The sequence below is a fragment of the Polaromonas eurypsychrophila genome (genome assembly GCF_014641715.1).
In the GTDB taxonomy this organism is placed as follows: domain Bacteria; phylum Pseudomonadota; class Gammaproteobacteria; order Burkholderiales; family Burkholderiaceae_C; genus Polaromonas; species Polaromonas eurypsychrophila.
The window spans coordinates 22,280-47,068 of sequence record NZ_BMIG01000015.1 but is presented as its reverse complement, the minus strand read 5'-3'; the positions used below and the strand labels follow the sequence as shown (position 1 = coordinate 47,068).

Genomic DNA, 24,789 nt, shown 5'->3' with positions numbered 1-24,789 from the left:
AGTGCCCATGCTTTCCGCCCCGCCACTTGCAGTGAGTTACGCCGGCGAAACCGTCTGGCTCTTGCCCGAGCGCGCCCTGTGGTGGCCGGCGCAGCGTGTGCTCTGGATCGCCGATTTGCATCTTGGCAAGGCCGCCACCTACCGGGCACTCGGCCAGCCGGTGCCCGGCGGCACCACGCGTGAAAACCTGGCACGCATCAGCGCACTGGTGCTGCATTACCAGCCGGCACAACTGGTGTTTCTCGGGGATTTTTTGCATGCGGTCCAGAGCCGCACGGCATCGGTGCTGGATGCCCTGACGCAGTGGCGCGCCTTGAATCCCGATCTGGATTGCACGCTGGTGCGCGGCAACCACGACAGCCGGGCCGGCGATCCGCCGGCCTCGCTCGGCATTCGTGTGGTCGATGAGCCCTGGCTGATCGGTCCCTTCGCCGCCTGCCACCATCCGCAGAAACATGCCAGCCATGGCGTGATTGCCGGTCACCTGCACCCCGCGCTCTCGCTGCGTGGGCGTGCCCACGACCGTCTGCGCCTGCCGTGTTTCTGCCTGGAGCCAGGGCTTGCGATCCTGCCGGCTTTTGGTGAATTTACCGGTGGCTGGAACGTGTTACCGCAGCCAGGTCGGCGCCTTTTCCCGGTAGGAGGCCAGGCGGTCTGGCAGTTGCCAGAAACCTGAATCTATAAGACAAATTGGCCTCTAGCCCATGTCGGGAAAGGTTCGATAGCTATAAAATAGATAGCAATCTGTGCACTGCGTTATTGCAACACAGGTGAATCCGGCAGCTCGTTGAGGTTGGCCCTGGCTGCGTCAGCCACGGCGAAGTGCGCCATCAGCAGCGCCGAGGTTTCTTCCAGCGCCTGGGTCAGCCCGTCCTCGTAGCGCTTTTCCTTGAAGGCTTCGGCCATGCGCACCACCATGGCCTGCCATTGGGTCGCGTCCACATGCCGGGCCAGCCCCCGGTCAGCCACGATCTCGATCGCATGGTCAGCCAACAGCAGATAGATCAGCACGCCGTTGTTGTGTTCGGTGTCCCAGACACGCAGCTTGCCGAACATCGTCACGGCTCGTTCGCGCGCAGGAGCGCCGCGCCACAGGTAGCTCAGTGGCAGGCCGGCTTCTACGCAGATGCGGATTTCGCCAGTGTGGCGTTGCTCACTGGCGGCCACCCGCCGCTGCAGGCGCTCCAGCATGTCTGGCGCGATGGCGCGGCGCGTGTCGTCGGCATCCAGCCAAAGATGGTTCAGGGTGCGCAGGAAAGAGGTCCAGAGCTTCATGCCGTCACCATCCGCCTGACGCGCCGCCGCCGCCAAAATTGCCACCACCGCCGCTGCTGAAACCGCCCCCCCCACCGCCCCAACTGCCACCGGAGGAGCCGCCGCCCCAGCCGCCACCGCTGCCCCAGCCGGAGCTGCCGCCGCGGCCCGTGGATGCCAGGCCGGTGATCAATGCGAAAACCAACCCGACGAGCGCCGCCAGACCTCCGATCAGCAGGCTGGCCGTGAAAATCCAGGCGACCACGCCGACGGCACCACCAGTGGCCAGCGCACCGAACTTGCGGCCCAGCATGCCCGACAGCACGCGCCCGCCGATGGGAACGGCGAAAAACAGGAAGACGGCCAGATCGGTCCACTGAAAGCCAGCGTCGCCGCCGCTCGGTGTGCCTTCAGCCTCCGGCAAAGCCAGGTTCTCGCCACTGATACGCGCCATGATCTGGTCGGCTGCGGCGTTGATGCCCCCGGCAAAGTCGTTCTCACGAAACCGCGGTGTCAGCGCGCGGGCGATGATCTGCTGCGCCGCCAGATCCGGGACCGCACCCTCCAGCGTCTTGGCCGTGGCGATACGCACCTTGCGGTCATTCTTGGCGACCACCAGCAGCACACCGTCGCCGATGTCCTTGCGGCCTATCTTCCAGAGGTCGCCGACGCGCTGGGTGTAGTCAAAGATGTCCTCGGGCTGGGTGGTCGGCACCATCAGCACCACGATTTGTGAGCCTCGGGCTTTTTCAAAAGCTGCCAGCTTGGCTTCCAGCGCCTGCTTCTGCGTGGCGTCCAGCGTGCTGGTGGTGTCGATCACACGCGCCGTCAGCGCGGGGATCGCCTGCAGGGCCTGGGCAGACACAGCGCCAACCCACAGACCCAGCAACAGTCCCAGGGCCGCCAGCGCGCGGGCGATGGACGCTTGATGCATCAAAACTGGCGCCCGCTTATTTCTTCTCGAAGTTAACCGCCGGCGGCGTGCTGATCTGCGCCTCGTTCTGCACACTAAAAGTCGGCTTGACGCTGTAGCCGAAGACCATGGCCGTCAGGTTGCTGGGGAAGCTGCGCGCGAGCACGTTGTAGGCCTGCACCGCCAGGATGTAGCGATTGCGCGCCACGGTAATGCGGTTTTCTGTACCCTCCAGCTGCACGCGCAGATCCTGGAAGCCCTGGTTGGCCTTGAGGTTGGGGTAATTTTCGGTCACCACCATCAGGCGCGACAGGGCCGAACTCAGCTCACCTTGCGCCGCCTGAAATTTTGCGAAGGCTTCCGGGTTGTTCAGCGTCTCCGGCGTGACCTGCATGGAGGTCGCTTTGGCCCGTGCCTCGACCACGCGGGTCAGGGTGTCCTGCTCGAAGGCGGCTTCGCCCTTAACGGTGGCGACAATGTTTGGCACCAGGTCGGCACGCCGCTGGTACTGGTTGAGAACCTCGGACCAGGCCGATTTGGTCTGCTCGTCCAGGCTCTGGAAATCGTTGTAGCCGCAGCCGGTCAGCAGCACGGCGAGTGTGGCGCCAAAGAGCCAGTTCAGGAAACGCAATTTCATAGGAAGCCTCCAAAAAGCAAGCTGTAACACTACCATAGTCATATGGCGCTGAACGTCATCCATTTTCCAATGTTGGCCAGCCTCCTTCAGGCCTTGCAGTCGACCTTGCGGCCGTCAACGGCCGGGGGCGGCGCCCAGCCCGGCTTGCTGGTGACCGGCGCGACCGGTGCACTTGGCAGCGAGGTGTTGCGCTGGCTCGCCGGCAGCGGACGTTTTGCGCAGGCCCAGGTGCTGGCGCGGGAACCGATCACAACCGCGCTGGCGCAGGTCGCCATCGTGCTGGCCGGTGACGACGACATCACCGCCTGGCCACTGTGCCCGGCACCGGCGCACACCGGCGTGGTGATGTTCGAGCCGCTCCGGCTGTACCACGACCGCGAGCGCGCGCTGTGGACGCCCGCACCAGCACAATTGCCGGCGTTGGCGCAGTGGTTCAGGCGCTGTGGTGTGCGCACACTGGTGCTGGTCCTGCCACACGCGCAGGGCAGCCTGCCGCAAGCGCTCATGCATGGCCTGGCCAGCATGGACGAGCAGGGTGTCGCCTCGCTGGGCTTTGAGCGGGTGCTGCTGGTGCGTTCGGCGCAAAAGCAGAGCGCACCAACGGGACGGTCTGCGCCCGAAAAACTCGCGGCCTGGATGTTGTCCGTCATGAAATACATGATTCCGGCATCGGCGCTGCCGGCGCGGCCCACCAAGCTGGCCGAGTTTGTGGACGCCGTCCTGCGCGTGTTGCCGGAGGGCACCCCTGTGGTGGGGCCGGAGCTGCTGTGGCAGGCCGGGCAGGCCACCGACATGCAGGCCGTCATCCGGGCGTGGCTTAATACGGGCGCATCCAAAAAAGAGCTGGGCGCGTATTCCAGCGAATGAATCCATGCGAAAACCCAAAGTTTCTCCGGCCAGCAACGGCAACGCCGACGACATCGAAGCGGCCTTTTATGAGGCCCTGCAAAGCGGTGACATCGAAAAACTCATGGCCTGCTGGGCCGATGAGGACGACATTGTCTGCGTCCATCCGGGTGGTCCGCGCTTGCTCGGGCCGGGCCCCATACGCGCGGCTTTCGACGCCATGTTTGCCAACGGCACCATCCGCGCGCATCCCGAAAAAGTCCACAAAGTTGAAGCCATGAGTGCCAGCGTGCACAGCGTGCTTGAGCGTATCGAGGTCATGACCGAAGAAGGGCTGAGCCACGCCTACGTGATTGCCACCAACGTGTACAACAAGACCGCGCAGGGCTGGCGCATGGTCGCCCACCACGCCAGCCCCGGCACGCCGCGCGAAATGCAGGAAGTCTCCAACAGCCCGCAAGTGCTGCATTGAGCTTGCTGCCTGTGCCCATGATTTACCAAGCCCCGTGGTGGTTGCCCGGCGGCAACCTGCAAACCATTTATGCGGCCCTGCGTTCGCAGCGCTACCTGGCCGAAGCGCCCAACTTCCGGCGCGAGCGCTGGGTCACGCCCGATAACGATTTTGTCGATGTCGATTTTGCGCAGCACATCAGCGAGGCAGATGCACCGCTGCTGGTGGTTTTTCACGGCCTGGAAGGCTCGTCGGCCAGCCACTACGCCGAGGCCTTTGCCGATGTCGCGCGTGTACGCGGCTGGGCCTGCGCCGTGCCGCATTTTCGTGGCTGCTCGGGCGAACTCAATCATGCGCCGCGGGCCTACCATTCGGGCGACTTCGAAGAGATCGACTGGATACTGCGGCGTTTTAAAGCCGCCCATGCGGGCCCGGTGGTGGCGGTGGGTATTTCGCTGGGCGGCAATGCCCTGATGCGCTGGGCAAGTGAGTTGGGCGCCGCCGCCAGTGGCGTGGTCAGCGCGGTGGCGTCGGTCTGCTCGCCGCTGGATCTGGCGGCCAGCGGCCGGGCCATCGGCCAGGGTTTCAACCGCCTGGTCTACACACGCATGTTCCTGAACTCCATGGTGCCCAAGGCGTTGAAAAAGCTGGAGCAGCACCCCGGCCTCTTCAGTGCCGAAGCGCTGTTGGCGGCGCGCGACCTGTACGCGTTCGACAACGTGGTGACGGCGCCGCTGCACGGCTTCAAAAACACCGAAGACTACTGGCAGCGCGCCTCGGCCAAGCCGCACATGCGGCGTATCGCAGTGGCTGCGCTGGCCGTCAATGCGCTCAACGATCCCTTTGTACCGGCGGCCAGTTTGCCGCGGGCCGCTGATGTCAGTGCCACCGTCACGCTCTGGCAGCCGCGCGAAGGCGGGCATGTCGGTTTTCCGTCGGCGCCGTTTCCCGGTCATGTGCGGGCCATGCCCGAGGCCGTCTGCGGGTTTTTTGCGGCGCAGCTCTGAGCGGAGCAGAATCAAGCCATGGATGACATCGTTCGCCAGGCCATCGCCAAATGGCCCAACGTGCCCAACTGCTACGGCTGGCTGGGCCTGGACGCGCGCGGCAACTGGTACATGCGTGATGACCAGACGCAGGGCGCAGGAACTTTTGCTGGCGGCTCGGCAGCGAGCAAGGGTTCGCTGCTGAAACATGACAAGCTGATCGACTTCATCGCCCGCAACTACGAGAGCGACAAGGCCGGCCAGTGGTTTTTCCAGAACGGTCCGCAGCGTGTGTATGTGGAACTGGAGGCCACGCCGCTGGTTTGGCGCATCGCTGGCGGGCCGGACTTTGCCGTGACGGCGCACACCGGCAAGGCCGCGCGTGTGCAGCGCTGCATTCTCGACGAACATGGCCGTGTCTACCTGGACACCCAGCTTGGTTTTGGCCTGGTGCATACACAAGACATGCTGCATGCGGCTGACGCCATCGAGCAGGGACTGTGGGTGCCGCAGGAAGTTCTCACGCGGGAGCTGCCGCAGCGTTTTGCCTATGTGCGCAGCCCCGCAGCCAGCCAACCGGTGAGGCCCTGATTGCTATCAAATCAGTAGCTGTTCAAGCACAACGGATATGGGCAAAAAGCCCTTTTAATCAATGAAACTAAAAAAGCCGGTCAGTGACCGGCTTTTTTACGGGGCTGTACGCCTTATTTGACGCTGCTCACCATGTACTGCACAACGGCCTTAATGTCGGCGTCTGATCCGGTGGAGCCGCCGCGTGGCGGCATCGCGCCCTTGCCCTTGATGACGCTGGCGGTCAGGGCATCGACGCCCATCGCCACGCGGGGCGCCCAGGCGGCTTTGTCGCCAAGCTTGGGCGCATTGGCCACGCCGGCAACGTGGCAGGCTGCGCAGGCTTGGGTGTACAGGGCAGGCACGGCGCCGGTTGCCGCTGCGGCGACAGGCGCTGCTGCGATTTTGTTAGCGGCTGCCAGGGCGGCCACCACGTCCGCGGAAGGTGCAGCGGCGGGCGCTGCGCCTTGAGGGGCGGTCGCCACCGCAGCAGCGCGCTGCGGCTCGGCAAACTTCGCGCCTGCGGCATTGCCCATGTGGGCTACGGCGCGACCAATTTCAGCATCTTCAAAATCACCGCCACCTTGCGGGCCCATGGCGCCCTTGCCCTTGAGCGCTGAATTGAGCAGCGCTTCAAAGCCCGTCTTGATGCGCGGTCCCCAGGCGCCGGCATCGCCGAACTTGGGCGCGCCGGCAACGCCGGTGGTATGGCAGGCTGCGCATTGAGCGGCATAAACTTCTGCGCCGGCTTTGAGCGGGCGGTTCGCGTCGCGAATCTCCACCATGCCGATTTTCTGGATGCGCTGCGCTACGGCTTTTTCAAGATTGACGGCGCCAGCGGCGGGCCGGTTGTCTGATGTCACGTAATAGACCAGCGCGATGATGCCGAAAATCGGGATGACAAAAGAGAAGAATATCGCAGCCAATAGCTGCTGGGGTGTTTTGATGGGGCCAGAGTGGTCTTCTTCGTGGGCCGTCGTGTGATCGTTTGCGCTCATGGCTTCCTCAAAAAGGCAGAAATCGGGTGACTAAAGCAACTCATATTCGACAACCTTCGATTATAGCTGCGGCGTCCCTGCTGATCGGGAGACGCTGCCCTGGCTGGTAGAATCCATTACTTCCACAGGATCAGGTCGGACCGGCCGGGTCGTGCGAACTCCCTGCGCACTGCAAAGTCGATCAGGGCCGTCATTTCAGCGTTGCGGCTGTAGCTCAGTGGATAGAGTATTGGCCTCCGAAGCCAAGGGTCGTGGGTTCGATCCCCGCCAGCCGCACCAAATCAATAACTTACGTGAGCCGCTCCGCGAAGCACGCGCAGGCAGTGATTTTTAACTGGCCTTTTCACCCGGCTTGATGGGCCAAGCATGCGCTAGCTGTTAAGTTGCAATAGGTTGTTCCCGCCAAGTCGTGAAGCAGGAGGCTTGGGGCCCAAAAGCCGAGTGGAGTCTGCGGGCGTTGTAGTAGGTTAAGAACGCGGGCAACCAGGCTGTGCGCTCGGTGCTGTGAGTCTGATCCCAAGGATAAGGTGGAGGGGTGCGATAAGCTGGCACGTTTTCTGCTTTCAGATAATGCCGGACTGGGTGCCAGTGCATCCAAAGCAGCTCATTGGTTTTCCTTAAAGCCCTCAAGTACTGAGAGACTCTAATTTTTGTAACATAGATTGTCAATTTGTTTCAAGCAATGTACGATTAAAGTTATCCATCTGGTTAAATAACCGCAAGCGGGAATATCAAATGTCAAAGCCTAAAATAGTGGCAAAAAGCTTAAAGAGAAAAATTAAGGCAACTGCAAGCCCGGCGGATAAAACCATCGCGCTTGCAGCTCTTGCTGCTGTTGGGCTGACGTTGGGTAACGATGCGGTTGCATCGGCTGCGCAAACAGCCGTGCGAGACAGCAAAGCCACTGAATCTGTTAACGCGAAGTCAGTTCAGGTTGAGTCTTCAAAAGGTGAAAAAGACCAAGTTCAGGAAGATGCCGCTGAAGTCGCTGAGCGCGAATCTTCAGAAGGTGGCGAAGTAACTGCGGATAGTGCTGAAAGCGGCGAGAACGCTGTCGCTTTGGCTGAAGAAAAGCCTATTGTTCTGGCGGACGCTAGCAGTGCTTTGGGTGTTTATTCGGATATGCCTGTGCAATACGCGCAAGCGTCACCTGCATCTTCGGCGAATGCAGCGAGCGCTGGTGGCAATGCCGCCTCAGGGGCTTCGGCTGCAGGAGCGGGAGCAGCCGCCGAAGGTGCCGCTGGAGCGGCAGCTTCTGTGGGTGGATTCTCGGCAGGTATGCTCGGATTCGGAGCCCTTGGGGTGGCGGCAGTTGCCGGAATGGGTGGCGGTGGCGGTGCAGCAGTGGCAGCAGTGGCAGCAGTGGCAGCAGTAGTAGCGCCAGTAGTAGCGCCAGTAGTAGCACCAGCCGCTGCGGTAGTCGGTCTTGCGGCCAAGGGATTGTTGTCGAACGCAACAGCCTTCTACGATTTCGACGGCGACGGCAAATTGTCGGCAGGTGATGCCTCGGCCCTGACTGGCGCCAGCGGTAAGTACTCGATTAACTTGAATGCCGCACAGAAAGCCCAGGTCGAGACCGGCCTGAATAATCTGGGTAAAGAGCTGAAGCTGGTCGTCACCGGTGGTACGGATACGGTTAGTGGCTTGGCCTTTAACGGCTCCTTGTCAGCTGTGGCGTCCAAAGATACGGGTGTCGAAACCAAGATCAACGTCTTCACGACGATGAAGGCGGCCGGCATAAGCGACAAAGTGTTGACGGAAATGCTGGGTGGAAGATCACTGGACAGTCTTGCCGGCAGCGACTTTGATTCTGCTGATGGGGTTGAAGCAGTTGCGTTGAAATTGTGGACGCTGGTCTCGGACAAGGTTGGCGGCGATGCCGATGCGGCTGAGGCTGCGATGACAGCGTTGGGCTCGATTCTGGAAAAGCTCGACGCTGCTGGCGGAGATTTGAATGCTCTCCTGGGTGATGGGGGTAGTCTGGATGCCACAGAGCTGGAGTCTATTTTTGGTGCGGCCGTCGACAAGGCTGTGGCGCTTTATGATGCCTCCGTCTTGAGGGGTGAAGAGCTGACGGACGAGCAGTTGGCGGCAGTGATGGATGATTATGCGCAGGAGCTCGGTAGCTCTTTGGAGGCATTTGCTGACGGTGATGTTAGTACTGCAGATCTGAACGCTTTTAATGCACTTCAAGATGAAGCAAATGCTGCTGCGGATGCCACGTCAACTAATCTGGGTAGCACGGCAGCCGATGTTCTGGCGCTGGCCGATCAGTACAACGCACAAATCGGCTACAACACTGCCGGTCAGGCAGTGAGCTTCATTCTTGATGAGACAAATGCGCAGTTGCTTCTGGATCAGGGTGTTGCCGATCCATTTGGTGCCTTCGGTCTCGACCTTATTCTTCAAGTTGACGGCACGCTGCTGGGCACTGCCGATAATCCATTGACGATTGCAGGTTTGCAGGCGCTGGGTGTCGATGGAATTAGCGACGGAACTGACAGTTTTGCTCCATATTTGCGTCTCACTGAAGGAAATTTCACCAACGTCGGTTCAGACATGGCTTTCCTTTCCAGTATCGACGTGGGTGGGGGCGATCTGGCCACGGGTAATCTGCCAGTTTTCGTTGACGGAACCATCTATAACGATGATATGCCAGCCTTTGACAGTTTGGGTATCATCGGAATCGACTCAAGTAACAACGTTGACGTCTTCAATCTCTTGGATGGCTTTTCTCTCGGTACCTGAAATTCCTGTTGATAAGACGTGGACGCCTACCTTGGCGTCCGTTGTCTTTTGAAATTTGAGATCCAATTACACTTCCGACCGCGGCACCTGACTTTGCATTTGTCTGAGTTAAGAGGTGCAGCAAACCGGCCTTGCGTTCCTTTTGCTCCGATCTGGTTCTTTTCTGTCGGCCACGCTAGCGCTTTTGAGGTGTCAGTTTGATTCCAGAGAAATTAAAACAGGACGATGACCCTGCCGACACTCGAGCGGCTGTGTCTGTAGAGCCCTTATTGGCTCTGACCGGTCCCTTGGGTGACTTGTTGCGCCAGTGCCGTCGGTCGTTTTATTTCGTCATGATTCTCACTGTCGGCATCGAAGTGTTGTCGCTGGCGCCCATCATTTTCATGCTGCAGTTGTTTGACCGGGTGATGAGCAGTCGGTCTGAGATCACGCTGGTTTCCCTTTTGCTGTTGGTCGCTGGCGTCTACGTGCTGTGGTCAGCGTTGGACTGGATTCGCAAACGCATGATGGTGCGCATTTCCATGCGGATTGACTGGGAGCTTGCCGCCTCGGTGTTTGACGCCTCGTTTCGCCGCTATGTGGGGCGCAAGAAGGTCAATGTCAACCAGGCCCTGGGTGACTTGTTGCAGGTCCGCCAGTTTCTCACCGGTGGCCCTATCCTGGCCTTGATGAGCGCACCATTCGGAATCATCTTTGCGGTTGTGGCCTCGCTATTTCATATTTACCTGGCCATTTTCATGGTCTTTTCAATGATTTTGCTGTTGGTCTTGGCGTACCTCTCAAAGCGCCTTTCCTCACCCGTGCTCAAGGCTGCCAGCGATGCATCGGCCGATGCCAGTCGGCTTGCAAGCCAGAGTTTGCGCAATTCAGAGGTTGCATTTGCGCTGGGCATGCACCACAACATTCGCCGCCATTGGCACGAGCAACACCAGAAATTCATGGCTTTGCACGTCGATTCGTCCGAGGCCTCCGGGGTTATTGGCGGTATGACCAGCTTCTTCACCAAGATGCTTCCATCGGCGCAGATGGCCTTGGCAATATGGCTTGCCATTTCCGGGCACATTACTGGCGGCATGGTGATCGCTGCCACCATGTTGATGGGCAAGGCCTTGGGACCCATCCGCACAGTCCTCGGCGAATGGAAAGCAATTTCCGATACGCGCACCGCGTACGATCGACTCAACTTGCTGCTGCAAGAAGAGCAGTGGCACGGCACCCGCATGAAATTACCCCCGCCGGTCGGATATCTGCGCGTGCAGGGGCTCACCATGAAGCCGCCGGGTGCCAAAAATCCGGTACTTAAGGATGTCGGGTTTGAGGTCAATCCTGGCGAAATTCTTGCAATCATCGGGCCTAGCGCCGCCGGCAAAACTTCGCTGGTAAAGTCCTTGGTAGGCATATGGCAGCCAGAGTCTGGCATGGTACGACTCGATGGTGTCCATGTGGGCGAATGGATTCGTGACGACCTCGGTCAATACATTGGATACATGCCGCAGGAAATAGAGTTTTTTGAAGGCACTGTGGCCGAAAACATCGCCCGGATGGGGACGGTTGATTCGGACAAGGTAGTGGAAGCTACGCGCCGGGTTCGTCTGCACCACATGATTCTTAGTTTTCCCCGTGGCTACGAAACACGCCTTGGAGAAAACGGCCACCCGCTAACCGGCGGGCAGAAGCAGCGCCTCGCTTTGGCCCGCGCAATTTACGGCAACCCCCGTTACGTGGTGATGGACGAGCCCAATGCAAGCCTCGATGACAGCGGCCAAGAAGCCCTGTTGAAGGCCATGCTGGAGATAAAGGCCAGCGGCGCAACCGTCGTATTTACCACCCACCGGCACCAGTTGATCAGCCGGGCGGACAAGGTGTTGATTCTTGCCGAGGGTCGTCTGCGATGGTTCGGATCCATTCAAAGTTTTAATGCCCAATTGGCTAGTTCCAAGCCCGTAACCAAGCTGCCAGAACCTGGCGCCAGCACCGTGGTCGATAAACCCAGGAACTTGGCCGAGACGACAGGTCCCAAGGCAAACGAAATTGCGACCTGAACCATGATCAATCGCATTTCCAGGTGGATCCGGACACTCGATCCTTATGATCCAAAACTGCTTGCACGCGATGGCTTGACGCCCATTCAACTTGAAGAGGCATCGATCAAAAGGAAAACCGCGCGTGTCGTGGTGTTCATGTTCGTGCTGTTTTTGGCATGGGCCGTATGGGCGCCATTGGACGCTGGCGTCGTCCTGCCCGGCACCGTCGTTGTCCAGGGCAACCGCAAGGCGGTTCAGCATCCCTCGGGCGGTGTCGTCAAAGAAATACTGGTGAAGGAGGGCGACAAGGTCAAAAAAGGCGACCCCTTGGTCATCTTGAACTCACTCACTATTGATTCGGAACTCAACGCCGTCGAGCTTGAATACATCAATGCCATGGCGACTTTGTCGCGCTTGATGTCCGAGCGCATGAGTCAGCCCCAGATTACATGGACTCCCAAGATGAAGTCCTATGAGGGTGACCAGCGACTCGATGAAGCCAAGCGCCTGCAAGGCGAAATTTTTAAATCACGCACCACCGAACTGAAGGGCCAGCAGAGCATTCTGCATGAGCAATTGTCGGGTCTGGAAGCCCAGTTGAAAGGCCTCAACGAGGTGATGGTGGAGCGCAGGTTCCAAATTAAAACTGTCACTGAAGAAGCCCGCAATGCGGCCGAACTCGCGACTGCGGGCTTTGTTCCCAGGGTGCAGGCATCGCAGACAGAACGGCTTCGCAGCGACATGGTTGCCGGAATAGCCACTTTGCTGGCGGAACAATCGCGCGCGCAAACTGCTATCGCGGGCGCGCGCCTGCAGCTGATTCAACTGGTCTCGGCCTATCGCAAAGACCTCGACACCCAGACATCAGAGTTCCAGCGGCAACGCCAGGCCCTGGAGTCACGCGTTGAAGCTTTGAAGTTCAATCGTAGCCTGATCAACATTCGCGCCCCTGTCGACGGCGCCGTTGTGGGATTGAAAGCCAACACATTAGGTGGAGTGATCGGTGCAGGCGCTATGCTTATGGAGATCGTGCCGGTTGGCGGTCGACTCGTTGTCGACGCCCAGGTGCCACCACAGCATATTGACAAAATTCTGGCCGGTATGTCGGTGGATTTGCGGTTTTCAGCCTTCAGCATGATTACCACACCAGTCATTCCAGGCAAGGTGACCCTGGTCGGCGCCGACAAGCAGACCTCCACTTCGACCTCCACCACGGCAATTGCTGGCCAAGGCACCGACTTCTATCTGGCGCAGATCGAAACTGACGAGGCCGGTGTCAAGCTACTGGGTGGCCAGGTGATCCAGCCCGGTATGCCGGTTGAAGTGGTATTCAAGACCGGGGAGCGCAACTTCGTCAGCCTCCTGGTCAAACCCATCAGCGACCGACTGTCGCGCGCATTCAAGGATTAAGAGGTGCGATTTCAACGTTGCCTGCCACTTGTTGGCCTGTTGTTGGCATCCCTTGTCACAGCGGGTGAGCTAACCGACGGATTCCAGAATGCGCTGCAGACTGACCCCGCATTTCAAGGTGCGCGCGCCGAACTCGAAGCCAACCAGATTACCGCCAAGCAGGCGGGCCGAGCCTATTGGCCCGAACTTGGTCTGAAGTTTGGCGACCGCACGGAAACCGGCGGATCGCAGCGCACAATCCAAATTGCCCAGCCGCTCGTCAGTGCCGAACGACTAACTACCTTGCTTGGTGCGAGTTCGCTCGACCTCAAGGCAGAGGCCACCCTGCAGCAACGCATGGATCAACTGGCCGTGCGCTATTTTGCAACCGTCACCGAACTGATTCGCACCCGCGAAAGCCTGGGCCTCAATCTGCGCAAGAAAGAAGCGCTCGAACTGCAGACCGTTGCTGCGAAGCGCGCGTTTGAACTGGGCACCGGTACCGTCACCGATCAGCGTGACACCTTGGTGCGGCTCCAGCAGGCCCGCGCCGAGGAGCAAGGCTTGAAGGCGCGTCGGGCAGCGGCCGAGCGCCAGTTTTTGGCGATGACAGGCCAACCGGCCCAGCCCGATGCATTCGTCCTCGCGCACAAGAGACGTTCATTGGTGTTGCCCAACATCAGCCAACTCAAGGGCTCCCTCCTTCAACACAACCCGGCATTGATCGCAGCGCGGCAAGATGAGCGCCTGGCCGACCTTGACGTCTGGCGTAAGCGCGGTGCATTCCTGCCGCAGGTCAATTTTATCGCCAAGCAGACCACCATCAGCAGCGGGGGCTCCGCAAACTATGTCGGTGTCTCGGTTGACTTCCCGCTTCAGTCCAGCTCCATCCTGGCCATCGATGCCTCCAAGGCCACCGCCCGAAAATCGGTCGCAGACGCTCGTGCCGTTGAGCAAAACGCAATGCTCGAAGTTGAGCGTCTTTATGCACTTGTGGAGTCGGGCCAAGTCGAGTCCGACATTCGGCTTGACGCCATCGAGGCCGCCCAATTGAGTGTCGAGGGCAACAAGCAAAGCTACAAAGGCGGGGTGCGCAGCCAGCTCGACGTGCTCAACAGCATCCAGATCCTGTTTGAAGTTCAGGACCAGTATGTAACCTCCGTGCTCAGCATGGCAAGCAACCTCGTTAGCCTTCATTCCCAGGTCGGCGCCACGCCGGCCACTGAAATTCTGATGTTGCTCGAAAACCTGCTTTTTTAATCCGGAGCAGTCTTTGGCATCCGCGCCCGACCCTCGCATCGCCAAGTTTCGCAGCCAGCTTGCCGTCGCCGATGTCTTGCGAGCCCGGCAACAGTGGTCGGCTGCGCTCGATGGCTATTCGGATGCCATCACTCACGCGCCGCAAATGCCTTCGCTGCATCACAACGCCAGCCTTTGTCTGTTTGCGCTCGCCCGCTACGACGAGGCTTTGCCGTATGCCACCCAAGCGCTTCGACTTGATCCGCAACTGTGGCAAGCCCGGCTTATTCGCGTCAAAGTGCTGCGCAAGCTAAAACGCCTGGACGAAGCCATGGCCGCGCTCGCCAGTGAGCCCCGGCAGGATATTCCTTCCCTGCAGACCGAACGCGCCTCGTTTGCGCTACATGAACTCGGTGATGCCGCCCGCGCTGGCGAACTTGTTCCGTCGGGGTCCGATTCCAACACCCCGCCCGAGGCGCGCTTGCTGGCGTGTCTGGCCGCGCTCTACGATCCGGGGTCGATATCGCCTGAACAGATCGCCGCCCGTCTTCAAAGCTATTCAGACGATCATCTGGGCGCGCTTTCCAACCCCAAGCCTGTCAAAAAATCGGTGCCCTCCGCAACGCGACCGCGCGTTGGCGTCATCTCGCCTCAATTGCGCGCCACCCCCGTGTACTTTTTTGGTATAGGAGCCTTGCGCCTGCTGAGCGCACACGTCGACCTAGTGTTCTTTCACCGCAATACCAAAGAAGACTGGGCCACAGCCCAGTTCCGCTCCATTGCGCACGACTGGATTGACGTGGCGGCGCTCGAGCCTACGGGGCTGGAGCAAGAAATTCGCCGTCACCAACTCGACACCCTGATTGACATGGGCGGCTGGATGGACACCCAAGCCCTGCAGGCTCTCGCCACCAAGCCTGCCAAGCGAATGTACAAATGGGTTGGCGGGCAGGCCGCGTCAACCGGGCTGGCCGCCTTTGACGGATTTTTGAGCGACATAGAGCAAACCCCGCTGGAGTTGCAGCCGCTCTATGCTGAACCCTTGCACTTGCTGGCTTCAGGCTATGTCACCTACACCCCCCCGCCTTATTTCCCTTGTGCGAAAGCCGCCGATCCAGGCGTGGCTCTGGGCGTGATCGCCAACCCGGCCAAGATTTCTCGCGCGTTTTTGCATTATCTGGCAAAACAGTGCATCGCCTGGCGCGACGAAGGCATCGACTTCAAGCTGCGTTTTATCGAACACCGCTTTCGCCATGTTGAACTTCAAAAACGCATTCAAACTGCGCTGGGCCACCTGGCGCCGCTGGAGTTCATCGTGCCCGAGGGGCATGTGGCCTACCTGAACGAGGTGGCTCGACTTCACACCGTCATTGACACCTTTCCCTACACCGGCGGACTTACCACTATCGAAGCACTGATGCTGGGCGTTCCCTGCCGCACCCGCGCAGGAACGCTTTTTTGCGAACGCCACACATTGGCCCATTGTCGCTACGCCGGTATGGCGCCGCAGCATTACCTGCTTGACGGGTGGCGTCCTATCAAAGCTCAATCTCTTGTTCGCACCCCCTTGCTCGCCGCCGATTCGCCCCGTCTGCGCCATGACCGACTGGCCGATGAACTACTGCGCATGATTGCAACCCACTGATGAGCCCCGTGCCTGCACCCCAGCCAAAAACACTCACCACCCGGTTTATGGAGCTACGCGCTCAAGACGCCGGTGCCGTCGAGTTGCTCCTGCCACCGGTCGAAACGCTGGTGATCATGCCCTACATCGACCGAGCGGCAGCCGAGCGCAGCGCCCGGCAACTTGCCGCGCGCGCCGGCGTCGGCGGCTTGTTGCTCGCCATTCAAGACTGTGATCGCCAAGGGTTCATTTCGATCATCAATCAAACTTATCGCCGCACCCAAAGCGCCTCCGTAGCCTATGTTGCCCAAGACGCATTCGCTGGCCGCCATTGGCTCAAGCTTGCCCTTGACGCCCTGCGCAAGTCCGGCAAAGGTTTGCATGGATTCAACGACGGCAAGTGGATGGGCGCCCTGGCCGGTTTTGGGCTCGCCACAAGAGACTGGGCCGACGCCAACTACGGCGGCGACCTGTTCCACCCAGCCTACCAGCGCCACTATGCCGATGTCGAGCTCACCGTGCTCGCCCTTGGCGACGACCAATATTGTTACGACCCGAACGCCGTGCTGATGGAGGTTGACTGGGACAAAGAACACGCCGCTGTCGATCCCGGCGACCGCGCGCTTTATCGGCAGCGCGCTGCCGCACAGCTGGGCGGGCGCGTACAGAGTCCCAAACTACTGGCCTTGTTTTCGTGAGCCCCTAATGAGCGCCGTCGCCCCGCACATCCGCATATTCCAGATTCATTACCATCCGGAGCAGGTAGCGCAGCTCGACCCGGCCTTCGTTGCCTACGACAACACGGGCGACTCAAGCCCCTTGCTTGAGTTCAATGTCTTTCGCAAAATTGCTGCCAGCGGGCTGGCCGAGGGCGTTGATCTCTGGGGCGCCTTGTCCTGGAAATTCAGCCAAAAGACCGGCCTCAGCGGTCAGGAACTCATCAACACCATCCGCGTCAACCCCGGCTACGACGTTTACTTCTGTAACCCGTTTCCCGAAACAGAGGCGCTCTTTCACAATCTCTGGTGCCAGGGTGAAACCGCACACCCTGACTTTCTCAATCTCTCCTTTGATTTTCTGCAGGCTGCCGGCCTGCCCACCGCAAGCCTCGACGAGCTGTCGCCATCGTGGCTGTTTGCTGCCGCCAATTATTTTGTCGCCACCCCTGATTTTTGGCAGAACTACTTGCGCTTCGTTGGCGATGCATTGGCCCAAGCTCAAGCCAATTTGCTGCCACCCGCGCGCATTGTGCTGTTCTCTTCACTGGCTGATCCTCGTAGCATGCACGCTGAAGCGTCCTACCTGCCGTTCATCATTGAGCGGCTCTTTGGCCTGTTCCTGATCCTCCATGGCGACAAATACAAAGCCTTCAAGTACCTTGCCCGAGAAGCCGACACCCCGGCACCCAATGAGCATCTCAAGACCCTGAGCGCCATCAAAGACAAGGCCATCGCCACCCAGGACAACTGGCTTGCCGGGTGTTGGCTCAATTACTGCCGCACCTATGTTGCGCTGGTACACGGCAGGGCCTGGGCTCGGCAAACGCATGCCACCGCCATGCCGACTCGTCTGCAACTGTGCGGCGCGCCCCCCATGGTTCATTCGCAAAGTGAAGTAGAAGAGCATGTCGGTCATTAGCTCTCCCGCGCCAGTGCCCGCCCAGCAGGTCATGTACACCAGTCTGGAGGGCACGCAGACCAGCCTGTCGGGCTGGTTCACCCAACAAAACACAAGCGGTGATCCGCCGCTGGTCGACGTGATGGTGGGTGGCCAATTACTGCAAAAAACGTATCCCCACCCCGCCGCTGGCAGTCAGCCCCCGGCTTGGAAGCTCGGGTGCCAATGGCTCCAGCCACTCGCCATCGGCACCCCCATTGAACTTCGTTGCTCTGGCACCGGCCAGCGACTTGCCGCGGCCCAGATCGATGGTCGCGACGCCCAGCATTCGATGTACTCCGCCGCGTTCAACTACGCCGTTTTCTACAATCCCAAAAGCGCCTGTACATCGCTTCGCCACCTGTTCTTTGCCTTGCATGCGGATGAAATAAATCCACAGCGCGCTGACAAAACAATCCACAGAGCTCCCACCGTCTTTCCCCTGACCATAGATCGCCCGCCGCAATTCAAGATCAATGTCGTGCGCGATCCCTACCGGCGCCTGGTGTCCGCCTTCGTTGACAAGGTTGCTTCGCTTTTCTATCAGCCGACGCTATGCACCGGGCATGACGTTTATCGCTGGCGGTTCGGGCACCAAACCGACGTCTGGGGCGAGCTGACGTTCCAGGACTTTCTTGATTACCTTACCCTGCATCGCGATTTTTCAGACATTCACTTTCAAACCCAGCCCGTGATCGCGGGAGATGTCGAGTTGGTACGTGTCGAGCAACTTGAGTCCCAACTGTGTGAGGTCTATCAGCGACGCCAACCCGCGCTGCTTGATCGCGCCAAGGCATTTTTTAATTCGCCCGCCGCCCGTTCCAACCAGTCCGTACTGGCCCAACTCCCAAACTGTGTCGATCTGCGTGACGCGCACGCCCGACCGGTTCGAGAGCTTGGGGAGATCATCAAATCAGGCATGGGCTTTGCTAGCGATGCCTTCATCTCGGAGGCAACCCTGCCGGCCTTGAATGCACTGCTTGAAAGTGAAATTCTGGCCCATGGCTTTCCCCTGCGCCCCATGCCAATCGCCAATGCCGATAGTGCAACGAGTCATCCATGACCCAACGCGAAGCATCTGCCGTCACGCCAACCGCTCAGGCAGGGCAGGGGGGCTGGCGCACACCCGGTTCCATCAGCAGCCTTTTTGAAGACCTTCCGCAGCATCGCGCCGGTGTGTCCCATCCGGTCACGCGAGCCATGTTGTTGCTCTGGAACGGCCTGTCTTATGCGAGCCTGGATGTGCCTGACAAGCACCATGGAAGTGAGGGCCTTTCTCGCCTCCTGTTTGCCATCCGCGAAAATCGCCCCGACCTGCAAGCCGCCTTTGACATCTCTACCGCCGAAGGCCGCTCAAAGCTCGTCTGCTGGTATCTGCAAAGCGGGCGAAAGGAACTCCAGATAGGCTGGGACGCCCCCGAGTGGCAGCGCTACACCTTCGCCGAACTGGACCCCCGTTTTCCCGAGAACCCGGCCCTGCCCATCTCCCGACTGATGGCGCACCTGTGGTTTGGCCGGCCTGATCTTCAAAAAATATTTCCGCTCGATGATCGAGTCCAGCGCGGGCGCTTCATTGCTTGGTTCTATTTTGTCTGGTTCGATGAACAAGATTTTGGGAGCTTTTTACTCCCGCAGCAATTGGCCTGGCTTTTCAAAAACCTGCCCGGCATCCGGCTCAGACGCGACGCCTGGTTGTTGTGGCGCTACCTGCCCAACTTGAACTCGGCTTTTCCATTGACTTCGACGGCGGGCGTTGCCAAATACGCCAAATGGTTTGCATTGCAGGGTACCGCAACCTTGCGTAACATTCAGAGCCGAAAAAAATCACTCCAGCGCAAGGCCGCCCCCAGTCATTGCTTTGCGCCTGCGCGGGGCTGCGGCGTCAACCTGATCGGCGACGCCCTTGGCGAAGACCTGCGCAACGCCGCTGCCTGCCTCGAAAACGCCGGCATTTCGTTCAGCATTTTCAATTTCGCTCCGGGCGCCAACGTGTCGCAACAAGACACCACCCCGCAGGGCCGGGTGTCAGACGAACTCCCCTACGACATTAACCTCTTCTGCATCACCGGCATGGAAACCGTCAGGGTGTTTTTGCTCCATGGCCGGTCCCTTTTCGACGGCCGCTACAACATCGGCTGGTGGCCCTGGGAGTTGCCTGTGTGGCCCAAGGCCCGGGCCGATGCCTACGCCCTGGTCGATGAGATCTGGGCTGCCTCCCAATACACCAGCGACGCCTACCGCAAGAGCGCGCCCGTGCCGGTGCGCCAAGTCCCGCTGGCCGTCACGCTCGACGCCCTGAACGTAGACGCTTCAAGCGATTTTGGCCGCCCTCATTTCGCGCTTCCAGAGCACACCTACCTGTTCTACTTTTCGTTCGACTTCGATTCCACCACCGAGCGCAAAAACCCTTGGGCCAGCCTTCGTGCATTCCGAGCCGCGTTTCCTGGCAACCGTAAAGATGTGGGCCTGGTCATCAAGGTCATGCATACCTCCCCCGACGATCCCAACTGGCGCCAGCTCCAAGCTGAGATTGCCGCGGACAAACGCATTATTTTGATCGACCAGTCCCTGAGCCGCCACGAACTGCTGGCGCTCTATGCGGCCTGCGACTGCTATGTGTCCCTGCACCGGGCCGAAGGCTTTGGCCGCGGCGTGGCTGAAGCCATGCTGCTGGGCAAATCTGTCATCGTCTCGGACTACTCAGGCACCCGCGACTTTGCCTATGGCCCCCGCGTCTATCCAGTCAAAGGTCGGCTGGTGCGAATCAAAGTGGGGGACCATCCCGGGGCCAGCGGCAAAGAGCGATGGTTCGATGCCGACGTCGAACAGGTTGCACAGCGCATGGTCAGCCTCGCAAGTCGGCAGGCCAGTTCGGTAAGCTCCCAACAAGCATCAGGCTGTGAACGCCTCATGCTAGATTTCGTCTCGGGTGAAGTAGCAAAAGCGCTCGATAGCGCCCGAAAACGGCGCGAATCCGCCGATATGGACAACACAGAAAGACTCGCATGAAAACCATTTGCATAACCGGCGCCAGTCAGACTGACCTGCACCCCGTTGCCCATCTCCTGCAGCAAGCCGGCTTAGCCTGCCCCCAAACCGTCAAACGCGACGACCCCATCGACATGGCCCTATGGCACGAGCAGGTCATGTCCATGGCCGCCGAAGACGCGCCCGGCTGCCAACCCATCAGTAGCCCCGGGCGGCTCTGGGAGCAACTCGCAAACGAAATCTTCATCGCCAACATCAAGTCAAAGGTTTGGGGTTGGGCGGATGCGCGCAGCACCTGGCTGCTTGACTTCTGGTCCCAATTCGAGCTCCGACTCAAGTTTGTACTGGTCTGTGTAACTCCACAGCAAATGCTGGCCAGCGCCATGGCCGCGGACACCGAAACCGTATCTGTTGACGCGGTGATGACCACCTGGCAGCAGCATCATCAAGAACTGTTGCGCTTTCATCATCGTCATCCGCAACGCAGCATGCTGGTTGATTCCCGCGAATGCGCCCAGCACCCGCAGGCATTGATTGAGCACTGCGCGGCCAAGTGGAAGCTGCCGCTCAGCGCTGCAAACGCTGCACTTGGCCAAGGCTACCCCGAACAAGACGCACTCGCGCTCTACCTGGCGCATCAGCTGTGCCAAAACTACCCGCAGGCCACAAGCCTGCAGCACGAACTTGCCGCCACCCTCACGCGCCTGGGCGAAGAAGAAGCAGAAACACAAGCAGCGCCAAACGTCGGCACCCTGGTGCTCCCACCAGAGGAAATCATCGCCAGCTACCGCAGCCTGCGTGATCGCACCGTCGAATTGCAGCAAGCCCAGGCCGCCCGGGAAGAACTCGACACCGTCAACACGCGTTATGCGGCCCTGCACGCCAGCCATCTGCAGCAGCTAGAAAATAGCGAAATCAAGCTCCAAGAATCCACGAAAGAAAGCCAGCTACTCCTGCTGCAACTCCATCAAGTGCAGGAAGAACTTGAGGGCGTTTTTCTCAAGCATGAAGCCGCCAATAAGCGGCTCGACATGCTGACCCAATCTAACACCGCCCTGAGCGGAGCGAAAGACGCACTGGCCAAAGAAAAGGGCGAACTCGCCGCCGCCCGAGACGCTGAAGCGCAAGCCAAAGCCGCAGCCCTTGCCAGTCGTGATGCCGAAGCGCAAGCAAAAGCTGAAGCGTTGGCGCAGCGCGACGCACTGGCCAAAGAAAAGGGTGAGCTCGCTGCTGCCCGAGACGCTGAAGCGCAAGCCAAAGCTGCAGCCCTTGCCAGTCGTGATGCTGAAGCGAAAGCAAAAACTGAAGCTTTGGCGCAGCGAGACGCACTAGCGAAAGAAAAATCAGCGCTGACTGCCCGACGCGACGCGCTGGAGAAAGACGTCGCCGTGCTTACCCAAGCCCGCGACGAACAAGCCAAACTCGCCAGCGAGCGCCAAGCCAAGCTCAAGGAATCCACGCAAGAAGGCGAACTGCTCCTGCTGCAACTCCATCAGGTGCAGGAAGAACTCGAGGCCATTTTTCTGAAGCATGAAGCCGCCCAAAAACAGCTCGATACCCTGACCCAGTCCAACGCTGCCCTGAGTGCGGCGAAAGACGCCCTAGCCAGAGAAAAGGGCGAGCTCATAGCTGCCCGTGACGCTGAAGCGAAAGCCAAAGCCGCAGCCCTTGCCAGTCGTGATGCTGAAGCGAAAGCAAAAACTGAAGCTTTGGCGCAGCGAGACGCACTAGCGAAAGAAAAATCAGCGCTGACTGCCCGGCGCGACGCGCTGGAGAAAGATCTGGCTGCGCGCACCACAGACCTCGCCGCAAAGGGCAAAGACCTCGCCGCGCTCACCCAAGCCCGCGACGAACAAGCCAAACTCGCCACCGACCGCTTAACCAAGCTCGAGAAAGCCACACAAGAAGGCGAACTGCTCCTGCTGCAACTCTATAAGGTGCAGCAAGAACTTGAAAACTACGTTCTTCAACACGAAGAAGGCCAAAAGCAACTCGAAACCGCCGAAGCCCGCTGGCAGCGCATGCTCAAGCGCAACCCCAACTACTGTGACTACGAAGGTCTCGAACTTCTCAGCGTTCAAGGCGAGGGCGCCACGCAGACCCGGTGGAAACTGAAAAACCTTGAAACCACCGGGCGCAGTCTGCCGGTGTTTGAGTTTGAGACCATTCTTGACCAGGGCGTTGTCGGCTTCGTCTTCTCCCGGCCGGCCGGCTCAAGCGGCCCGCTGTTGCGCTGGCCTGGCGCACCTGCCAGCCAGACCGAGCTCACCTTTATCCCGGTCGCCACCCCCGAATTCGCACGCGAGAGAGCCGAGGCCCTGCGCGACCTGGCCCTCAGCGACTTTGACCTGCTCAAGACCCTGGCGCGCCTGCTATTGAGTACTCTAGAAAACCCGGCCGCCCTCAAAGCCCCTGCCGAGTTCAACGCCGATCAACTCAAAACCGGCCTGGGCAGATTCATCGAACTCATTGAAAAACACGCCAAGGCGTCCCTGCGCTACGACCATATTGGCCTTAAGCGCGAATATGTCGACCCCAACTACGAATCGCTTTGGCTGAGCCTGGGCAATGCCGCCTATCGCGATCAGCGCTGGCCCACCTTCGAGTTTCGGCTTTCTTGCGCCAATGTGCGCCCCGGGCAATTTGGACTGCACCCCAAATTTGAATTTGCAGAGCAAACAGGCCCCGCGCAATTAGAAGGCTGGTTTGCTGAAGCCCATGATGCTTTCGGCCCCAAACTCGAATTGCGATTTGCCTTGCCCAACTCCATAGACGTTGGCGTGTGGCAGCGCGTCTCTGAGAACGATCGCAAGCTCCTTGTGGCCCTGCTGAGCCGCCTTCCGTCGATGCTGGCCGCGCTTAAAGCCACGGGCGTGCAACTCCAGCGCCCCTGGGACGACTGGACCAAAATGCTCAAGGACATGCAACGCATCGTTGCATCGCGGCTTGCCCCCCGTAAGCTGATCGCGCCACCTCCCGACCAGGCGCCAGTGCCGGCACCTTTGCCCGCCGTAGCCGCCGCCATAGAAGCCCCTGTTAAAAAAACGCCTGTCAATAAGCTGCCGGTCAATAAGCCGCACGCCAAGACGGCGCGACCAGCAACCAAGCGCGCTGTAAGCGCGGTGAGAAAGAGTAAATGATGTTGTTACCCACGAAACAGCCCACATCCCGGGGCGGGTCGCAAGGCGCTGTCGAAGCGATTCGCAGGCTCAACCCACCGGGCGCCATTATTCACATCGGTGCTGGCAGTGGCCAGGGCGACATGCACCAATGGCGCCAATGGCAAGTGCCAAACGCGCTGATCATCGACGCCGATGCAGAGCGGCTCAGCTGGGTGGCACAGTACGGCGCTGCCAACCCCGGTTGGCTATCAAGCAGCGCCTTGCTCACGGATACAGACGGTCACGTCACCTACCACCAGGCCAGCAACCCCGAAGAAGACGGCCTCATGGCCCCTGAAAGCCTTACCGGCGTCTGGCCCAACCTTCGCACCGTTGCGCAGACGCAGCGCTCTGGTACTCGCCTTGACAATCTGCTGAGCCAGGCGGATTGTCAAACCGCCGCTTCGGCCAACAACATCTGGGGCATCGTTGAGTGCCTGCCGGCGCTCCCCATTCTGCGCGGAGCCGGCGTTGAGCTTGCGCGCTGGAGCGTGCTCTGGCTGCGGGTTTGGCTAGACCCCAATGCCGATGACAACCCCGACGCTGCGTTGCCTGCCATTGAACAATTTTTGACGTCCTTGGAGTTTCGCTGCGTCCATGTGCAGGCAGGCAACCATCCTGCTATCGGCCACGCCCTGTTTGTCAAAGATTGGCAAACCGCCCTGCAAAGCCAAATCGACACCTTGGGCCGAACGCAAGACCAGCAAGCCCAGCTTGCTGTCCAACGCAAGACCGAGATTGAAGCACTCTCCAAAGAAAAGGGCAAACTCACAGCTAATCGTGACGCCAAGGCCAAGGCCAAGGCCAAAGCCCAAGCACTCGCGCAACACAAGGTGCTAACCCGAGAGAATGCCAAGCTGACTGCAGCGCTCGAAGAGGAATCTGCGGCCAGAGCCGCAGCCCTTACTGCTCTGGATACCGAAGCGAAAGCAAAAACTGATGCTTTGGCGCAGCGCGACGCCCTAGCCGAACAAAAGGCTGAACTGGCTGAAGCCCGCAACGTCGAAGCTCAAGCCAAAGCCGCAGCCCTTGCTGCCCTCGATGTCGAAGTGAAAGCAAAAACTGATGCTTTGGCGCAGCGCGACGCACTGGCCAAAGGAAAGGCTGAACTAGCTGAAGCCCGCAACGCTGAAGCGCAAGCCAAAGCCGCAGCCCTGGCCAGTCGTGATGCCGAAGCGAAAGCAAAAGCTGAAGCCTTAGCGCAGCGCGATGCCTTGGCCAAAGAAAAGGGCGAACTAGTCGCCGCCCGCGACGCAGAAGCCAAAGCCAAAGCCGCAGCCCTTGCAGCCCGCGATGCCGAAGCGA

Annotated in this window: 19 protein-coding genes, 1 tRNA gene and 2 pseudogenes; 17 read left to right on the top strand and 5 right to left on the bottom strand. The window is 59.8% G+C overall.

Translation table 11 applies throughout. From position 1 onward, the window contains the following. Positions 1 to 7: 7 nt before the first annotated feature. Positions 8 to 676 carry a ligase-associated DNA damage response endonuclease PdeM gene (gene pdeM / locus IEX16_RS16860; protein ID WP_188709651.1) on the top strand — a complete coding sequence of 223 codons (669 nt, stop codon included), beginning with the start codon at positions 8 to 10 and terminating at the stop codon, positions 674 to 676. An 80-nt stretch (positions 677 to 756) separates the two neighbouring features. On the opposite strand, the gene IEX16_RS16855 is transcribed toward pdeM, so the two are convergent. The 3 genes from IEX16_RS16855 to IEX16_RS16845 are packed head-to-tail and all read right to left on the bottom strand — an operon-like array spanning position 757 to position 2,804. Then, entirely contained in the window at positions 757 to 1,275 is a 519-nt protein-coding gene (locus IEX16_RS16855; RefSeq protein WP_188709650.1) for a TPM domain-containing protein, read from the bottom strand. 4 nt (positions 1,276 to 1,279) lie between these two features. After that, the gene (locus tag IEX16_RS16850) at positions 1,280 to 2,188 is read right to left on the bottom strand and encodes a TPM domain-containing protein (RefSeq protein ID WP_188709649.1); all 909 of its coding nucleotides are present in this window, start codon (positions 2,186 to 2,188) and stop codon (positions 1,280 to 1,282) included. A gap of 16 nt (positions 2,189 to 2,204) precedes the next feature. Further along, entirely contained in the window at positions 2,205 to 2,804 is a 600-nt protein-coding gene (locus tag IEX16_RS16845) for a LemA family protein (RefSeq protein WP_188709648.1), read from the bottom strand. Between the two features lie 42 nt (positions 2,805 to 2,846). Here IEX16_RS16845 and IEX16_RS16840 point away from each other — a divergent pair, with 42 nt between their 5' ends. Genes IEX16_RS16840 through IEX16_RS16825 form a run of 4 tightly spaced genes read left to right on the top strand, consistent with a single transcriptional unit; the run spans position 2,847 to position 5,678 of the window. Next, entirely contained in the window at positions 2,847 to 3,671 is an 825-nt protein-coding gene (locus tag IEX16_RS16840) for a hypothetical protein (protein WP_229676402.1), read from the top strand. A gap of 4 nt (positions 3,672 to 3,675) precedes the next feature. After that, positions 3,676 to 4,122 carry a YybH family protein gene (locus tag IEX16_RS16835; RefSeq protein WP_188709647.1) on the top strand — a complete coding sequence of 149 codons (447 nt, stop codon included), beginning with the start codon at positions 3,676 to 3,678 and terminating at the stop codon, positions 4,120 to 4,122. 17 nt (positions 4,123 to 4,139) lie between these two features. After that, a complete protein-coding gene (locus IEX16_RS16830; protein WP_188709646.1) occupies positions 4,140 to 5,108 on the top strand; it encodes a YheT family hydrolase in 969 nt (322 codons plus the stop codon). Between the two features lie 18 nt (positions 5,109 to 5,126). Then, positions 5,127 to 5,678 (top strand): DUF2946 family protein, encoded by a 552-nt coding sequence (locus tag IEX16_RS16825; protein WP_188709645.1) that lies wholly within the window; start codon positions 5,127 to 5,129, stop codon positions 5,676 to 5,678. A 113-nt stretch (positions 5,679 to 5,791) separates the two neighbouring features. Here the strand turns inward: IEX16_RS16825 and IEX16_RS16820 are convergent, their stop codons facing one another. After that, complete coding sequence (locus IEX16_RS16820; RefSeq protein WP_188709644.1) at positions 5,792 to 6,655, bottom strand: c-type cytochrome; 864 nt, start codon at positions 6,653 to 6,655, stop codon at positions 5,792 to 5,794. 203 nt (positions 6,656 to 6,858) lie between these two features. Between IEX16_RS16820 and IEX16_RS16815 the strand changes: the two genes are divergently transcribed. After that, positions 6,859 to 6,934, top strand: a tRNA-Arg gene (locus IEX16_RS16815). 92 nt (positions 6,935 to 7,026) lie between these two features. Here IEX16_RS16815 and IEX16_RS16810 read toward each other — a convergent pair. Then, positions 7,027 to 7,162 (bottom strand): annotated as a pseudogene (locus IEX16_RS16810) (IS481 family transposase); the annotation flags it as partial. A gap of 228 nt (positions 7,163 to 7,390) precedes the next feature. On the opposite strand from IEX16_RS16810, the gene IEX16_RS16805 reads away from it, so the two are divergent. The 11 genes and pseudogenes from IEX16_RS16805 to IEX16_RS16755 form a co-directional block, all read left to right on the top strand. Beyond that, on the top strand, positions 7,391 to 9,403 hold the full coding sequence (locus tag IEX16_RS16805; RefSeq protein WP_188709643.1) for a hypothetical protein: 2,013 nt from the start codon (positions 7,391 to 7,393) through the stop codon (positions 9,401 to 9,403). A gap of 197 nt (positions 9,404 to 9,600) precedes the next feature. Next, positions 9,601 to 11,445, top strand: a complete 1,845-nt coding sequence (locus tag IEX16_RS16800) for a type I secretion system permease/ATPase (protein WP_188709642.1) — start codon at positions 9,601 to 9,603, stop codon at positions 11,443 to 11,445. 3 nt (positions 11,446 to 11,448) lie between these two features. Further along, positions 11,449 to 12,837 carry an HlyD family type I secretion periplasmic adaptor subunit gene (locus IEX16_RS16795; RefSeq protein WP_188709641.1) on the top strand — a complete coding sequence of 463 codons (1,389 nt, stop codon included), beginning with the start codon at positions 11,449 to 11,451 and terminating at the stop codon, positions 12,835 to 12,837. Between the two features lie 3 nt (positions 12,838 to 12,840). Continuing rightward, complete coding sequence (locus IEX16_RS16790; RefSeq protein ID WP_188709640.1) at positions 12,841 to 14,076, top strand: TolC family protein; 1,236 nt, start codon at positions 12,841 to 12,843, stop codon at positions 14,074 to 14,076. A 13-nt stretch (positions 14,077 to 14,089) separates the two neighbouring features. Next, positions 14,090 to 15,700 (top strand): tetratricopeptide repeat protein, encoded by a 1,611-nt coding sequence (locus IEX16_RS16785; RefSeq protein WP_188709639.1) that lies wholly within the window; start codon positions 14,090 to 14,092, stop codon positions 15,698 to 15,700. Between the two features lie 8 nt (positions 15,701 to 15,708). Continuing rightward, positions 15,709 to 16,377 carry a hypothetical protein gene (locus IEX16_RS16780; protein WP_188709638.1) on the top strand — a complete coding sequence of 223 codons (669 nt, stop codon included), beginning with the start codon at positions 15,709 to 15,711 and terminating at the stop codon, positions 16,375 to 16,377. A gap of 7 nt (positions 16,378 to 16,384) precedes the next feature. Beyond that, positions 16,385 to 17,317, top strand: a complete 933-nt coding sequence (locus IEX16_RS16775) for a hypothetical protein (RefSeq protein WP_188709637.1) — start codon at positions 16,385 to 16,387, stop codon at positions 17,315 to 17,317. After that, positions 17,304 to 18,398 (top strand): sulfotransferase family 2 domain-containing protein, encoded by a 1,095-nt coding sequence (locus tag IEX16_RS16770; protein ID WP_188709636.1) that lies wholly within the window; start codon positions 17,304 to 17,306, stop codon positions 18,396 to 18,398. Before IEX16_RS16775 ends, IEX16_RS16770 begins: the two co-directional genes overlap by 14 nt. After that, a complete protein-coding gene (locus IEX16_RS16765; RefSeq protein WP_188709635.1) occupies positions 18,395 to 20,344 on the top strand; it encodes a glycosyltransferase in 1,950 nt (649 codons plus the stop codon). The genes IEX16_RS16770 and IEX16_RS16765 overlap by 4 nt, the downstream gene beginning before the upstream one ends. Next, positions 20,341 to 23,463: a hypothetical protein gene (locus IEX16_RS16760; protein WP_188709634.1), complete on the top strand. Its 3,123-nt coding sequence runs from the start codon at positions 20,341 to 20,343 to the stop codon at positions 23,461 to 23,463. Before IEX16_RS16765 ends, IEX16_RS16760 begins: the two co-directional genes overlap by 4 nt. A 308-nt stretch (positions 23,464 to 23,771) precedes the next feature. Then, positions 23,772 to 24,789 (top strand): annotated as a pseudogene (locus IEX16_RS16755) (hypothetical protein); the annotation flags it as partial.